We start from the raw sequence: 15,960 nt of genomic DNA on the forward strand, positions 1-15,960 counted from the left end.
GTCGGTCGAAGGAGAACAGGGAGCTGAGTTGTTGGCCGGTGTCGGCGGCAACGGTCCCTGTCAGCGGTTGCGGCGGCGTCCGCCGTACAGCTCGATCCTTGCGTCGGACACCGCTTTCGCACCGCGCAGCGTCCGTGTCACCGACGCGGTGACCGTGTCGAACGACGTCTCGGCCAGGCGCAGGAACGCCGAGCGCGTGGTGTCCAGGTCGAGACCTCCACCCAGGGTCCTGCTGGTGCGGTCCAGCCGTCTGAAGCGCGCCCAGAACTCGGCTTCCGCGCCCGGCCAGTAGCGGGCTGCGGCTTCGGCGGACCATGTACCGCCGTCGGCCTTCGCGTCATCGACGTACGCGGCCCACGCCCGCTTCACCGCACGGTCCAGGCGCCGTCCGTACAGCTCCCCGTACTGCCGCAGCCGCGCCACTGCCGGACGCACGGACGCCTTCAGCTCCTCGGCGTGGCCCAGCACCGCGGGTGTGGACCCCTCGACGAACTGGGTGTCTTTGGCCTGGCCTTCCTGCTCGAAGCCCAGCGCCCGCACCCGCAGCGGCCACTCCCCCAGTTCCTCGGCCGAATCGAAGACCGCCGGGCGCTGCGGTCCGTCGTCCTCGGTCATTCGGTGCAGCAGCAGCGCGTCCAGGTCACGCCACAGCGCCCGTTGGGAGTCGGCCGGACGCGGGTAGCGGTTGCCCTGCTTGCTGATCTGCCAGATCAGGTAGTCGTCGTCACGTTCGATACGGCCGCTGCGGTACGCCCAGGTGATGAAGGCATCCTGCACCACCTCCCCGCGCTCCCCTCCCGGCTCCAGCAGCAGAGCGTGCTGCGAGCAGGCGGTCAACCGGGCACACGGGCCGGTCGGCGGCGCCGGCAGCTCCTCCGGGTCAGGCAGTTCAGCCGTCTCCCACGGGCACAGGTCCTGCGTACGGCGCACGGTCACCTTGGGAGGGACCAGACCGGCCAGCAGCGTCTCGAACAGCGAGGCGCCCTCAGGGTGGTATGACATCGCGGTACGCAACGGCCCGGCCGTGGTGCTGGCGCTCTTGACGCCGTTCACCTCACGGGCCGAACAGCGGCCGGAGGGACCGTAGTAGTGCCACACCAGGAGGTTGAGCACGGCCTCGGGAGCCGTCGGCAGATCGGGCCGGGCATCGCTGCCGTGCCGGAACCACGCGTGGTTGTTGCCCGAAGGGCGGGTCACGATCAACTTGTTGACGCCTGCGGTCTTCACCGGGTCGCACTGATGCGCCAGCCGGATGTCCTGCATCCACGGACGACCACGGTCGGGGTCGTAGAGGAAAAATCGATCGGCGCGCGGCGCGAAGTAAGAGGCAACACCCGCCGCCGGGAACCGCCCCGCGTCACCGATCACCTCACGGCGCCGGTACCAGTTGCCCGGACCCGCCTCGTCCAGGCCCGTGACACGGGCAGCGAGGGCGTACAGGACTCTCAACAGCGCGGCATGCGCCGGAGGCTCAGCGACCGCGAGGCCGGCGATGTCCTGGCTGCGAAGCAGGGCTTCGCGTAAGCCCACACGATCGGGCGGCTCGCCGTCGGGAGCGTCGGGGCCCCACCGCACCGGTATCCACGGTTCGTCGAGCAGGTTGTACATGCTGGTCACTGGTCAGCGACTTCCTTCCATGGGACAGAATGAGGGCGAGGTCTCCGCACACGCGGAGGTGACCCGCATGTCACGTCGGAGGACAGGACAGGTCGCTCCTCATGCCCGTAGGTACGGGCGGGCCCCACCGTGGCCACCTGGAATGCCTCCCAAGGAACCCTCATGGCCACGGTGGGGGACGGCGCGAGGACTATTCCCATTCCAGAAGCATGTCACGTCTGGGATAGGACCTGACTACGCATCAGCCCGTCGTCGGCATCGTACCCGACGGGAGCTCAGGTGGCCTCCAATCCGACTTCGGAGATCGTGATCGACCGCCCGCCATGGCTCCCCCGCCAGACGCCTGCCCCTTGCGGCCGCATCCGTAGAGGAACCACGTCCCGCAGCATCGACCGTTCCTGCCAGGTCCGGGGTACGAGGTCGGCCTCGCCCTCCCCCAGGAGCCACTTACCGGGCACGGGCGAGATATGGGCCGTGATCTGCGCGAGTTCGGCACGGGACGGACCGTGACGACGGTCCTCTGGGAGGCTCGTCTCACCGTTCTCATCAAGGGTGAGGGTTGTTCCGTCGGGCTGTTCGTACAAGCACAACAGACGGCCTGTGTCGACGCCGAGGCGCGTCGTGAGCAGTTCCTCGGTGACACCGGCCTCGCGACGGCTGAGCTGGTACAGATCGTCGTGCACGTCTGCGGGTGCGTCGATGCCGACCATGGTGGCGAGGTGCTTCTGGGCCATCTCATCGGCTTGGCGTTCGGCGTCCATCTGGCGGAGTTCGCGTTGGGACGCGGCGTCGAGAAGGTCGACGAAGTCCTCGGCGTAGACGAAGTCGACCAGCTCCTGGACATCGCCCGGAACAGCTATCCCGGCCTCCGGGGTGGCATGCAGAAGACCGGCGGTGCGGGTGAGGGTTCCCCGGTCGTAGACGGACCCCCACGTGCGCGGTCGGTCGGTCTTGCCCTCGGCGTCCACTGGTTCGAGCACCACCAGCCGGGGCCGGTCCTCCGACCGGGCCCACGCCGGGCGCCCTTGCGGACCGCGGGCATGTCGGCGGGCGCGACCGGCCCTCTGGAGGAGTTGGGCCAACGGAGCGAGATCGCTGACGATCAGGTCGAAGTCGAGATCCAGGGACTGCTCGACCACCTGGGTGGCCACGAGGATGGATGCGGGCCGCGGCCTGGACACCTCCTCCGGCGTACGCGGCTTCCCGTACGCCGCCAGGCACTCGTCGGTGATGTGCTGGCGGACGTCGGCCGGATAGCGGGAATGTAGCAGCCGAACCCCGCCACCCCTCACAGCCAGTTCGGGAAAGGCCGCACGCACCTCCCGGTAGGTGGCCTGCGCTTCGGCGACCGTGGTGCAGCACACCAGCGCCGTACCACCGTGCTCGGCGACCGGACGCAGTTCCTCCCGCAGGACCTGTCGCCGGCCACCCCTGCGCAGCGGGCTGCGCCCGGCGTCAGCGGTGTCCCACACGACCCGACGTACCGGCACCTCAAGGACCCGCGCACGCTCACTTCCCGTGGCGCGCGGCTGGGAGACTCCACCTGTCCCACTGTCGACGAAGACCCAGCCGGGATAGCAGGGTTCGACCCTCGACGGTTCCAGGAACCCCGCACCTCGCCGGTAGGCGTCCACCAGCGACCCGGCCGTACGGCCGGAGAGCGTCGCCGACAGCAGGACGACCGGCGCACGGAAGGCCCCCAGCCACTCCAAAAGAATGGTGAGCAGTTTGTGCATCCACGGCCCGTACGCATGCGCCTCGTCGACGACGAAGACCTTGTCGGACAAGGCGAACAAGCGCAGGGCGTTGTGGGTGAGCGGCAGGACGGCTGCGAGCGCCTGGTCGATCGTGCCGACGCCGAGGGGGGCGAGTAGTCCGCGTTTGGCGCCACGCAGCCACGAGTCGGCTTCCAGGGCCGTTGCGCGATCGGCGCTGGCCTCACCGCTCCCGTCGGCGTCGTTCGAGTCGTCGCCTGTGCAGAGGGGGCTGAGCCAGGCCATGGAGTGCAGCAGCGTCAGAGCGCGCTCACCGCCCAGCGCGTTGTCCGCGAAATCCGCCACCCGCGGGTACATGCCGTTGGCCGTCGCCATGGTGGGCAGCGCGAAGTACACCCCCCGCGCTCCCGCCGCACGGCCGAGTAACGACGCCGCGAACAGCGCCGCCTCGGTCTTTCCGTCGCCGGTCGGCGCGGTGACCAGTATCAGGCCCGTACCGTGCTCGGCCACCAGCTCCGGAAGGCCGGCAACGAGGTCACCCTGGAGGGCGTTGGGCGTGAAGGGGAACATCGCGCCGAAGTCGTCGGTACGGAAAGCGACGCGTCCAAGGCGCGCATCCTTCACCCGACCCGCGGCTGCCGCCAAGGCTCGCTGCCAGTGAGCGTCGATCTCCGTCGGCGCGCCCTGCCAGCCGGCCTCCGGCATCAGCGGCACGATCGCCTCCGTCTGGCTGGCCAGCCAGTCGGAAACCACCACCAAACCGCTCACCACGACGGCCAACTCGACGGGAAGACCAGCCTTCGGTACAGCATCGCCTCCCGTCACCCGCCGCAGCTCCACGAAGTGCGCACGACGCTGATCGGCCCACCCCTCTTCCCCCAGCCCAGCCTGGTACGCACTGGCCTGCGCCAACTCCCGCGCTTTGAGTACCGCACCGAAACGACCGTGGTGGCCGCCCAGCAACTGTGCGACCTGGTGACTCACCGCCCCCCGCTGCGACTTGGCACCCCCACCCGGATAACCGCCCTCGGCGAAGAGCCCGGCCAGCGCCCAGTGCGTGCCCATCTCGTGCCTGAACTGCCGCTCCTTGTCCGCCCCCGGCACGAACCCGTACGCCTCATCCGCCCGCACGCCCGCGAACGCCGCCGGGACCTGCGCCTGGAACGGCGGCGTGATCTTCCCCAGGTCGTGCAACCCGGCCCAGAACGACAGCACGGCCCGCGTCTCCACAGCCCCGAGCCCCAGCGCCCGCCCGACACGCTCCCGCGTCCCGGCTCCGACCAACCCGTCCCACAAAGCCAGGAACACCGCCGCCGTATCCAGCATGTGACACACCACCGGATACGTCCTGGGCAGGTTCTTCTCTTTCCCCCACATGCGGCAGTCCACCCGGCCCACCGGGGCCGCCGCACCATTCCCTGTCATCATGCCCCAGGCATAGCAGCCACCACCGACAACCGACCCCGGATAAGAGAACGCCATCCCGCCCAGCGCCTGAGCCCTACAATCCCGTTCATGCGACCGACCGATACAGCCCGAGGGCTTGCTTCAGCACCCCTTCGAAAGGGCAAAGGAAATGCAAAGCCGCTGTAGAGGCGCAGGTCAGGAAGTGTGCTCTCCGCGCGAGCGGAGGTGACCCGCTCCACGTCCCCAACGTCTGAGGGACGACGATGTGCTCTCCGCGCGAGCGGAGGTGACCCGACCTGACCCGGCTCGGGCTGTGGAACGCACCCGTGCTCTCCGCGCGAGCGGAGGTGACCCGCAGGACCGCCCGGGCCCGGCCGTACGCGAGTTGTGCTCTCCGCGCGAGCGGAGGTGACCCGCACCTGTACCAGGACACGCTCGGTCCCGACCTGTGCTCTCCGCGCGAGCGGAGGTGACCCGCCCCTGACCTGCCCGTTTGTCCACAACTGCGCGTGCTCTCCGCGCGAGCGGAGGTGACCCGGACGCGGCTGAAAACGGCGTCCTCGCGTGATCGTGCTCTCCGCGCGAGCGGAGGTGACCCGCGCCCGTAAGCGGCGTCGCGTGTGGTTCCCGGGTGCTCTCCGCGCGAGCGGAGGTGACCCGTCCAGGCTCTACGGCCTGGGCGACTTCTTCTCGTGCTCTCCGCGCGAGCGGAGGTGACCCGGACCTGTTCTCCGCCGGTACCTTCTTCCACGGGTGCTCTCCGCGCGAGCGGAGGTGACCCGGCCGCCCGGGGCGCGTCGCTGGCGCTGGTCGCGTGCTCTCCGCGCGAGCGGAGGTGACCCGTACGGCATGGTCTGCACGATCGGTTCTCCTCTGTGCTCTCCGCGCGAGCGGAGGTGACCCGCGGACCCGAACGGCGCGCTCCCCGAGGGGATCGTGCTCTCCGCGCGAGCGGAGGTGACCCAGCCCTCCCCGACCCGGCCCTGGTCACCCTGGCGTGCTCTCCGCGCGAGCGGAGGTGACCCGACCGAGCTCGCCGCACACCGCCGGTGGGCCCGGTGCTCTCCGCGCGAGCGGAGGTGACCCGCGATGCCGGCGACTTCGGACAGTCCGTGCTGTGTGCTCTCCGCGCGAGCGGAGGTGACCCGCCGACCGGGAGATCGCCAGCGAGTTCGCCAAGGTGCTCTCCGCGCGAGCGGAGGTGACCCGCCCGTGACCGTCGCAATCATGGACGAACGCTAGTGCTCTCCGCGCGAGCGGAGGTGACCCGCCGTCATGGGGACTCGCGCCAAGATGACCGGCGTGCTCTCCGCGCGAGCGGAGGTGACCCGTTGGCCGCGCTGCTGGTCTCGGCCGCGTATGAGTGCTCTCCGCGCGAGCGGAGGTGACCCGCAGTCTGCCCGCGGCCCACGCCGCCAGCTCCTGTGCTCTCCGCGCGAGCGGAGGTGACCCGCATTCCTGTCCGGGTACATGTACCTCGCGCCGGTGCTCTCCGCGCGAGCGGAGGTGACCCGGACGTCGCGGCCGGCTTGGCCGTCTTCGGCGAGTGCTCTCCGCGCGAGCGGAGGTGACCCGCACGACGTACCCGAGCGTGAGGCGGTACAGATGTGCTCTCCGCGCGAGCGGAGGTGACCCGGCGGCGCAGGCGCACCGCGGGCTCCTGCAGGCGTGCTCTCCGCGCGAGCGGAGGTGACCCGTCGCGTGGCTCCGCGACGGCTCCACCGTGCCGGTGCTCTCCGCGCGAGCGGAGGTGACCCGGGCGAGGTGAGGAGCGCCATCGCCGACCGGTAGTGCTCTCCGCGCGAGCGGAGGTGACCCGAGAACCCGCGGTGTGGCTCGCCCTCATCGCCGGTGCTCTCCGCGCGAGCGGAGGTGACCCGCCGGCCGCAACCGACGGCGGGGCAGAGCCCCAGTGCTCTCCGCGCGAGCGGAGGTGACCCGTATCCGGTCACGTCCGCGTCGGCAGCGCTGCCGTGCTCTCCGCGCGAGCGGAGGTGACCCGCCCTGCGTGCCGAGCAGCTCCGCAGGAGTGACGTGCTCTCCGCGCGAGCGGAGGTGACCCACGAGCTGTGCGAGCGCATCGTCACGGAGATTCGTGCTCTCCGCGCGAGCGGAGGTGACCCGCGGGCTGCCACCCTCGCCGTCATGAGCAAGGAGTGCTCTCCGCGCGAGCGGAGGTGACCCGGCGGCGTTCCATGTGGCGCCGATCAGTTTCTGGTGCTCTCCGCGCGAGCGGAGGTGACCCGGTGGTGCCCCGACTGCCTGGCCGTCATCCGCGGTGCTCTCCGCGCGAGCGGAGGTGACCCGCACCTGCCCGCGGCCCCGCAGGGCGTCCACCAGTGCTCTCCGCGCGAGCGGAGGTGACCCGGATGAGTACGGCGCATCCCGCCAAACCACGAAGTGCTCTCCGCGCGAGCGGAGGTGACCCGAACCAGGACGGCGACAGGCCCGGCGAATGGTCGTGCTCTCCGCGCGAGCGGAGGTGACCCGGCGCCTCCGAACGGGGCGAGGTTCTTCGGGTCGTGCTCTCCGCGCGAGCGGAGGTGACCCGTGGGCGCTCCCGGGTGGGCACCTGGACGCGGGGTGCTCTCCGCGCGAGCGGAGGTGACCCGTGCGCGAGCGCCTGAACCACGATCATTGCTCCGTGCTCTCCGCGCGAGCGGAGGTGACCCGGACCAGCAACATGAGTCGCAACCACGACCGCAGTGCTCTCCGCGCGAGCGGAGGTGACCCGCGCAGCCAGCCGGGTCGTCAAACTCCTGACGGGTGCTCTCCGCGCGAGCGGAGGTGACCCGCTCAACTTCGGCGCCGTCAGCGACGAGTCCGCGTGCTCTCCGCGCGAGCGGAGGTGACCCGGTGGACCAGTTGCGGCTGGGAGAGGGTGTTGCGTGCTCTCCGCGCGAGCGGAGGTGACCCGTTGACAACGGTTGCTGACGGTAGCGTTTGATGGTGCTCTCCGCGCGAGCGGAGGTGACCCGAGACCGACACAGAGCACGTCATGGACCGCGCGGTGCTCTCCGCGCGAGCGGAGGTGACCCGCAGATAGACACTTTGCCTAACGAGGTGGACGTGTGCTCTCCGCGCGAGCGGAGGTGACCCCGCACGCTTGCCGCCTCGGGGGCGACGGGGTCCGTGCTCTCCGCGCGAGCGGAGGTGACCCGCCTTCGACACCGCGGTCGCGTCCTTCCAGGGCGTGCTCTCCGCGCGAGCGGAGGTGACCCGGCCGAGAAGGAGGCGTCGTGACACCCCGCATCGTGCTCTCCGCGCGAGCGGAGGTGACCCGGCGGCCCGCGCACTGGAGGCCGAGCAGGCCAAGTGCTCTCCGCGCGAGCGGAGGTGACCCGTGCTCCATCGTTCGTCCCTGTCCTTCTGGTCCGTGCTCTCCGCGCGAGCGGAGGTGACCCGGACTCTCCGTGTCTCCGATCCGCCCCAGCAAGGTGCTCTCCGCGCGAGCGGAGGTGACCCAGTATTAGACGGCGTTTCTTTTGGCGTGAGCGGGTGCTCTCCGCGCGAGCGGAGGTGACCCGCACCACGGGCAGCGCCTCTGCGAATTCGGCCCGTGCTCTCCGCGCGAGCGGAGGTGACCCGGCGTGCTCCGGGTCCGTGATCGGGCGGGAGGGGTGCTCTCCGCGCGAGCGGAGGTGACCCGGGCCAGGGCGGATCTAGGTGGTCTTGAGGAACGTGCTCTCCGCGCGAGCGGAGGTGACCCGGACTGGGCCGCCGAGCGCCGCGACGACCGGGAGTGCTCTCCGCGCGAGCGGAGGTGACCCGTACCCGTCCAGGCGCGAGAGGGACGTCTGCTTGTGCTCTCCGCGCGAGCGGAGGACCCGGACGGCTCCGGCCTGGTGCGGGAGGCCGAGCGGTGCTCTCCGCGCGAGCGGAGGTGACCCGCCGATCCGCCAGGCCGCGACCTGCTGTTCGACGTGCTCTCCGCGCGAGCGGAGGTGACCCGGCGCGCGACCGGATTTGGCTCGGCCGGTCGTGGTGCTCTCCGCGCGAGCGGAGGTGACCCGTCGGTTCCGGCGAGGAGCTGTTCGGCCTTGAGGTGCTCTCCGCGCGAGCGGAGGTGACCCGCAGGCCGAGGAGTACCAGCAGGTCATCCGGGCGTGCTCTCCGCGCGAGCGGAGGTGACCCGCGGCCGGGCGAACCCGCCAACCGTCACATAGGGTGCTCTCCGCGCGAGCGGAGGTGACCCGCTGACGTACGAGGCGCGGATGCTGCAGCAGCGATGCTCTCCGCGCGAGCGGAGGTGACCCGCCCAAGGACGGAGTCCATCTTGCAGTACTGCAGTGCTCTCCGCGCGAGCGGAGGTGACCCGACGTGATGCAGAGTGCCGCTCGATGGGGGTTCGTGCTCTCCGCGCGAGCGGAGGTGACCCGATGGACGCCAGCGAGCGCGCCGCCCGCGACCTGTGCTCTCCGCGCGAGCGGAGGTGACCCGAGGGTGTTGCCGAGTTCGCGGTTGGACCACAGGTGCTCTCCGCGCGAGCGGAGGTGACCCGGCCGCGTCGTCGGGCAGCTCGATCGTGTCGACGTGCTCTCCGCGCGAGCGGAGGTGACCCGTTCCTCGTCTGGTCGCTCCTGCGCTGGTGTCGGTGCTCTCCGCGCGAGCGGAGGTGACCCGCGTGCAGGGCGTCACGGTGCGGGTGTGGGCGCGTGCTCTCCGCGCGAGCGGAGGTGACCCGCACGGAGCCCGGCAGGAGCGCGGCGAGCGCGTGTGCTCTCCGCGCGAGCGGAGGTGACCCGCACGGAGCCCGGCAGGAGCGCGGCGAGCGCGTGTGCTCTCCGCGCGAGCGGAGGTGACCCGCCGGGGGTCTCGACGGCACCCCCGGCGATGGTGTGCTCTCCGCGCGAGCGGAGGTGACCCGCCGACCAGTGGCGCAAGGGCACCCCGGACGACGTGCTCTCCGCGCGAGCGGAGGTGACCCGCCGACCAGTGGCGCAAGGGCACCCCGGACGACGTGCTCTCCGCGCGAGCGGAGGTGACCCGTTCGACCTGGCGAAGGTCCAGGCGTGGCACGCGTGCTCTCCGCGCGAGCGGAGGTGACCCGGCGCTGCAGCAGCTGAAGGAGCAGCGCGAGCGGTGCTCTCCGCGCGAGCGGAGGTGACCCGGCGTTCAAGTCCGGCGCGCTGGAGCAGGACATGTGCTCTCCGCGCGAGCGGAGGTGACCCGAGCTTCCTCGGCATCAACTCGCCGTCGAGGGTGTGCTCTCCGCGCGAGCGGAGGTGACCCGGCCATCTCCCAGAACGAGCCGAAGTTCACGCGGTGCTCTCCGCGCGAGCGGAGGTGACCCGCGGGCGACCCCATCGGCATCACGCCTCGATCAGTGCTCTCCGCGCGAGCGGAGGTGACCCGTCCATTTCGGACACCCAAAGCGGATATCAGGAGTGCTCTCCGCGCGAGCGGAGGTGACCCGGTGCCCGGCGAGGCTCCGGCCGGCCAGATCCCGTGCTCTCCGCGCGAGCGGAGGTGACCCGCACTGCACCCAACTCAAGAGGCCAGCCCATGAGTGCTCTCCGCGCGAGCGGAGGTGACCCGTCGGCGGGCAACGCCGCGGCGGGCTCCACGGTGTGCTCTCCGCGCGAGCGGAGGTGACCCGCCAAACCGCATGGTGTGCTCGTTGTACAGCTGGTGCTCTCCGCGCGTCCGGAGGTGACCCGTGAAGGAACGCGGACTTCCCGCCGCCGGACCCGTGCTCTCCGCGCGAGCGGAGGTGACCCGTGAAGGAACGCGGACTTCCCGCCGCCGGACCCGTGCTCTCCGCGCGAGCGGAGGTGACCCAGCGGAGCGCGGATCTCCCCGCGAGCTGCGTGAGTGCTCTCCGCGCGAGCGGAGGTGACCCGGGCCTGGCGAGGTCGACACCCGAGGTATCGGGGTGCTCTCCGCGCGAGCGGAGGTGACCCGGTCTAGAAAAAATGATTCGGTACTCCACATGCGTGCTCTCCGCGCGAGCGGAGGTGACCCGTCTAGATCTCTTCCCGCCATCCCGGCAGGTCAGTGCCCTCCGCGCGAGCGGAGGTGACCCGGACCGAGAACGCGAGCCAGGCCGCCGCGGTCGAGTGCTCTCCGCGCGAGCGGAGGTGACCCGGCAGCACCCAGCCCGACCGGACGCTGGGGATAGTGCTCTCCGCGCGAGCGGAGGTGACCCGCAGCACGGGTAACGGGGATGAGCGGCCCGGTGGTGCTCTCCGCGCGAGCGGAGGTGACCCGATGACCCGCCGCACCGTCGGCTACGGTGGCTCGTGTGCTCTCCGCGCGAGCGGAGGTGACCCGGCATGCCGACCGACTGGCCAATACGGGTCGGCGTGCTCTCCGCGCGAGCGGAGGTGACCCATACCTCAACAGCCAGTTCGTGCACGTCAACACGTGCTCTCCGCGCGAGCGGAGGTGACCCGGGGGCGTTCCGCCCTGTGGCCGTCATCCGGGAGTGCTCGAACGGAGGTGACCCGGTCATGGACGCCTGGCGGCAGCGGGAGAACGCGTGCTCTCCACGCGAGCGGAGGTGACCCGCCGCTCGCCGCTGAAATTCGAGAAATTCAATTGTGCTCTCCGCGCGAGCGGAGGTGACCCGACCGCGGACTCGGCGAGGAGATCCCACACCCGGTGCTCTCCGCGCAAGCGGAGGTGACCCGGCTCCGCACCGTGACCGACCAGACCACCACTGGTGCTCTCCGCGCGAGCGGAGGTGACCCGACCGACGCGGCGACCGCCGCCGCGCTGGACCAGTGCTCTCCGCGCGAGCGGAGGTGACCCGCTCGGCTTCTCCGGCACGACGACCGCGCACTTGTGCTCTCCGCGAGCGGAGGTGACCCGTAGGAGCCGTTGGTGGAGGCGTTGCCGTACGTGTGCTCTCCGCGCGAGCGGAGGTGACCCTCGCGGAGCGCGCTGGCCCGGCTCGTCCTGTCCGTGCTCTCCGCGCGAGCGGAGGTGACCCGGCGCAGCTAGCACACAAGCGCCGCGTGGTGCTGTGCTCTCCGCGCGAGCGGAGGTGTATCGCCGGCGACTTCTCCCGGCATGACCGGGTCTCGGTGTACGACAACCGAAGACGGATGGACCTGGTGCGCTGCCGGGTCTTCGACGGGGGCCTGCTGAGCCTGATGCTGATCGAGTCCTCGCCCGGATCCCCCGGTTCGGCGTCAGCGCGGCAGGGCATCCGGGAGAGGCGGGCAGCGACCGGTGCCGGCGACGGACTCCGGGCGGCACCGACCAGCGTTCCCGGCTGTCTGCAGGACCTGTGCGGAGAGCCGGACGAGGGGTTGACCGCATGGGGCGAGGTGGAGGTGGCTCACCTTCGCCACTACATCGCCTACCGGCGGATGGTGAACCTTACGTCGGTCCTCTTCCGTCCGTTGTACGGGATCATCCTGGTGTACCTCTCCCTCGACCCGGACACGGTCGTGCTGGAGGAGGGCTTCACGCGCGATATGCGCGGGATCCGTCACCTGGGGCGGGTGACCTGGAGGTTCGTATCTCGTCGGCGGCCGACTTGGACAAGGCTGGACCGCTGATCCGGCAGTCGTTCGAGGCGGCCTGACAACAAGAGGAAGAGCGGTTGGTGCACCGGTTCTCCGGTACACCAACCGCCCTTTTTTGCGTCTACCGTATGCCGGCCCGGTCTGGGGGTTCTCATGCTCACTCCTCGGGGCCGGCCAGGATGAAGTCGTCCTGGGTCAGCTCTGCCTGGAGCCTGCGTTCGGCGACGGCGGCGTAGTGGTCGGAGAGTTCGACGCCGATGAAGTGGCGGCCTTCGCGCAGGGCGGCGACTCCGGTGGAGCCGCTGCCGGTGAACGGGTCGAGGACGGTGCCGTCTTCGGGGCAGATGCGGACGAGCTGCTGCATGACCTCGACCGGCTTCTGGGTGATGTGGACCCGGTCCTTGCGGGGCTGGGAGGCGATGAAGTAGCCGGGCAGGTAGAGGTCCCGGCTGCGGTCGAGGCTGCCCTTGACACCCCAGGCGATGAACTCCGACGCCTGCTTGAAGCCGCCCTTCCTCGGCCGGCTGGCGGGCTTGATCCACGGGATCGTGCCCGACCAGGTCCAGCCCGCCATCTGCAGGGCGTCGCTGGTGGTGGGTTCCTGGCGCCAGTCGGAGAACACCACGGCCACCGCGTGCTCGACCGCGGCCCGGTACGCCTCGGTCAGCAGTTCGGTCAGCCAGGACCGGTAGCTGCGCTGGTCGCGGTTCTCCCCGGGGAATGTCTGCAGGTCGTGCGCGCTGTTGCTGGTGACATATTTGGCACGGGCGGTACGGCCGGTGCGGTCGGAGCTGGTGCGCCCGCCGGAGTTGTACGGCGGGTCGGTGATGACGGCGTGGACGGACTCGTCGGGGATGGTCTTGAGCACCGTGAGGGCGTCGCCTCGGTGCAGCGTGTAGGTCATGCGCGGGGCCTCTTTCCTGGGCGCAGCGGAGTTGCCCGCTCCGGGGAATGCCGAGCGGCGGCATTCGGAGCAGGGGTTGCGCCGGAGGGTAGCCGCCAATTCCGGACCGGCCTAACGAGACTGGGCACTCTCCACACCGTTGCCCGGGGCCATTTGGTGCGTCCGGATTTCCGGTCTACTGTCTCGCCAAGTCACCAAAGCGGAGCGCCGCTTCACCCGTGTTGACCTGTTCTGATCCGTGTTGCCCCATCCAATAGGGCCACCGGACAGACGCGTTCGCCTCAATCAAAAACACCTACCAGGGGGCTTTTGTGTATCGCCTGAGATTACGAGCGCGGCTGGCTGCCGCGCATGACCTGACACCGGCGTCCGGGAGCTACCAACTCCTATGATCCGGGCCCGCCCCAGGGGCGGATTCACACCGGCGCGGTGCCGGCGGCTTTGCACGAGAAGCCGGCACCGCGCCTCCTACGAACAGCAAGGAGCCGCTGCGATGCAGCACGCCCTGATCCACCCACGCCCCGACCCAACTTCACTACTCGATAGCGCCCTTGGCCTCGGCGGGCGGTGGCGGCCGCGATGAAGAAGACCGCCGGAGCCGTCGTCGGACTGGCCGCTGCCGGTCCGCTGCTGCTGGCCGTTCCCCTGCTCGGCATCACCGCCGGGAGCGCGGCGGCCTCGTGTTCCACCAGCGGTGCACAGGCTGTGGACAACGCAGCGGTAGCCGCACAGGTGAAGGCCATTCTGGACGGCGGCAGCACCGGCACCATCGCGGTTGCGGGGCTGGATGACCCGGCCGAGCAGGTGCCCAACGCCAAGGCCATCCAGGCCACGGGCCTGGCCAAGGGCATCCCTGCCCGCGGGCAGATCGTGGCGCTGGCGACCGCGTTGCAGGAGAGCGGTCTGCGCAACCTCACCTACGGCGACCGCGATTCGCTGGGACTGTTTCAGCAGCGGCCGTCGCAGGGCTGGGGTACCGCGACCGAGATCCTCGACCCGGTCCACGCCTCGACGAAGTTCTATGAGGCGCTGGAGCAGGTGACCGGGTGGCAGTCGCTGTCGGTCGCCCAGGCTGCTCAGGCGGTGCAGAAGTCGGCCTTCCCCGACGCCTACGCGAAGTGGGATCCGCTGGCGACCGCCGTGCAGAGGGCACTGGATTCGCTGCTGGCACCGACCGGCGGTGCCACGCCGACGCCTGCCCCTTCGGGCTCCGCTCCCACCAGCACCGTGCGCGGCGGTATCGGAGGGGGCTGCGCTCCGGGCGGGGACGGTACGGACTTCGGGGTCATCCCGCCGGGTTCGGTGCCGGCCGGATACACGATTCCGGCCGACGCTCCGGCGGTGGTGCAGACCGCGATCCGCTGGGCGCTGGGCCAGCTCGGGACGGATTACCAGTGGGGCGGGAGTTGTACCGATTCCCACGGTCCGGATCCGATGGGCCGCTGCGACTGCTCCAGTTTGATGCAGCAGTCCTACAAGGCCGCTGGCGTCACGCTGTCCCGGACGACGTACACGCAGGTCAAAGAGGGCAAGCCGGTTTCGGTCGATGCCCTTCAGCCCGGTGATCTCGTCTTCACCGAGGGCACGGCCGAAGTCCCGCAGCACGTCGGGATGTTCATCGGCTCGGGCCTGATCGTCAACGCCCCGCACACCGGCGCCGTGGTGGACATCAACACCCTCGCCGACTGGAAGCCGCAGATCCTCGCGGCCCGCCGCGTCGTCTGACCGTCACTTCTTCCACCTCCCCTCTCCTCTCCTCCCGTCTCCTCCGCGCCATGGCTGCGCCCAAGCGGCCTTTGACGCGCCTCAAATCGAACTGGAGTTCCCAATGTTCCTCGCCGACAAGGTGATACGGCTTGCCTACGACCCCGGGATCAAGCCGAACGAGGGCGGGCTGCCGGGCCTGGCCGTGCTCAAGCAGGTGATGGGCTCGATCAATCTGTTCGGAATCATCGGCGTGGTCGGGGCGATGGCGGTCAGCGCCGGGGTGTGGGCCTGGGGCCACCACTCCGGCGGCCACCAGGCCGAGGCCAACGGCAAGAAGGGCGTCCTGGTCTCCGCCGGCGCGGCCCTCCTGCTCGGTGCCGCCAACGGCATCGTCGCGTTCTTCTCCACGCTCGGAACGCAGGTCCACTGATGCCTGCCACGTCCTCGAACGCGGGCGGCCCGTCGCGTGTACGCCGCCGGGCCCTGCTCGGCACGGTCGTGCTGGTGGTGCTCGTCGCCCTCGCCGGGCTCACCGCCTACCTCACCCGCGACGGCCGCTCTTCCACCAAGGCGACGGTCCAGCAGACGACGTCGGCCTCCCCGACGCCCGGCTCCTCCGCGCCGGCGACGACACCGCCACCACACGGCGTGAACAGCACGCTGCCCGTCCCGCCGGACGCACACGACCCGATCGTCTTCGGGAAGGCGGCGGCCGTAGCACTCTGGTCCTACGACACCCGCGCTTACTCCCAGTCCGAGCTGGTCTCGGCCCTCCATCGCTGGCTGACCGGCGAGACCAAGTACGCCGACCGCGCGTCGGTCGACGCCCTCGTGCCCTCGCCCGTGCTGTGGGAGCGGATGGGAGACAACGCCCAGTTCGCCACCGCGACGGTCAACGAGGCGCACTTCCCCGCCTCCTTCACCCAGGCCCTGCAGGCGGATCCGGGCGCGATCACCACCGCGTACGTCTACGCCGTCACCGTCACCGGTCAGCAGTCCATCGCCTGGACCGGCTCACCCCGCGGAGGCGCCGAGGCCCGCGCGATCACCCTCGCCGTCCAGTGCCGCCCCGACCAGCCCTGCTCGCTCGCCGGCGCCCTGCCGAACGTCGCGCCCTAACTGCCCTCTTGCGAAA

Annotated in this window: 7 protein-coding genes and 2 CRISPR repeat arrays; of the genes, 4 read left to right on the top strand and 3 right to left on the bottom strand. The window is 70.5% G+C overall.

What is annotated here, in order from left to right; genetic code table 11:
- Positions 1–60: 60 nt before the first annotated feature.
- Both casA and cas3 read right to left on the bottom strand, forming a co-directional pair.
- Positions 61–1,608 carry a type I-E CRISPR-associated protein Cse1/CasA gene (casA, locus tag V2S66_RS16705; RefSeq protein ID WP_330796477.1) on the bottom strand — a complete coding sequence of 516 codons (1,548 nt, stop codon included), beginning with the start codon at positions 1,606–1,608 and terminating at the stop codon, positions 61–63.
- Positions 1,609–1,892: 284 nt separating this feature from the next.
- Complete coding sequence (gene cas3 / locus V2S66_RS16710) at positions 1,893–4,814, bottom strand: CRISPR-associated helicase Cas3' (protein WP_330796216.1); 2,922 nt, start codon at positions 4,812–4,814, stop codon at positions 1,893–1,895.
- 129 nt (positions 4,815–4,943) lie between these two features.
- Positions 4,944–8,511: a CRISPR direct-repeat array (repeat unit 29 nt; unit sequence GTGCTCTCCGCGCGAGCGGAGGTGACCCG).
- 90 nt (positions 8,512–8,601) lie between these two features.
- Positions 8,602–11,135: a CRISPR direct-repeat array (repeat unit 29 nt; unit sequence GTGCTCTCCGCGCGAGCGGAGGTGACCCG).
- Positions 11,136–11,788: 653 nt separating this feature from the next.
- Between cas3 and V2S66_RS16715 the strand changes: the two genes are divergently transcribed.
- Complete coding sequence (locus V2S66_RS16715) at positions 11,789–12,247, top strand: hypothetical protein (RefSeq protein WP_330796217.1); 459 nt, start codon at positions 11,789–11,791, stop codon at positions 12,245–12,247.
- A gap of 124 nt (positions 12,248–12,371) precedes the next feature.
- Here the strand turns inward: V2S66_RS16715 and V2S66_RS16720 are convergent, their stop codons facing one another.
- Positions 12,372–13,118 carry a DNA-methyltransferase gene (locus tag V2S66_RS16720; RefSeq protein ID WP_330796218.1) on the bottom strand — a complete coding sequence of 249 codons (747 nt, stop codon included), beginning with the start codon at positions 13,116–13,118 and terminating at the stop codon, positions 12,372–12,374.
- A 579-nt stretch (positions 13,119–13,697) separates the two neighbouring features.
- On the opposite strand from V2S66_RS16720, the gene V2S66_RS16725 reads away from it, so the two are divergent.
- The 3 genes from V2S66_RS16725 (at position 13,698) to V2S66_RS16735 (ending at position 15,944) form a co-directional block, all read left to right on the top strand.
- Entirely contained in the window at positions 13,698–14,843 is a 1,146-nt protein-coding gene (locus tag V2S66_RS16725) for a C40 family peptidase (RefSeq protein ID WP_330796220.1), read from the top strand.
- A gap of 103 nt (positions 14,844–14,946) precedes the next feature.
- Positions 14,947–15,255 (top strand): DUF6112 family protein, encoded by a 309-nt coding sequence (locus V2S66_RS16730; RefSeq protein WP_330796222.1) that lies wholly within the window; start codon positions 14,947–14,949, stop codon positions 15,253–15,255.
- Positions 15,255–15,944 carry a hypothetical protein gene (locus V2S66_RS16735; RefSeq protein WP_330796224.1) on the top strand — a complete coding sequence of 230 codons (690 nt, stop codon included), beginning with the start codon at positions 15,255–15,257 and terminating at the stop codon, positions 15,942–15,944. The genes V2S66_RS16730 and V2S66_RS16735 overlap by 1 nt, the downstream gene beginning before the upstream one ends.
- Positions 15,945–15,960 lie beyond the last annotated feature (16 nt).

This window comes from Actinacidiphila polyblastidii, from assembly GCF_036353415.1.
Lineage (GTDB): Bacteria > Actinomycetota > Actinomycetes > Streptomycetales > Streptomycetaceae > Actinacidiphila > Actinacidiphila polyblastidii.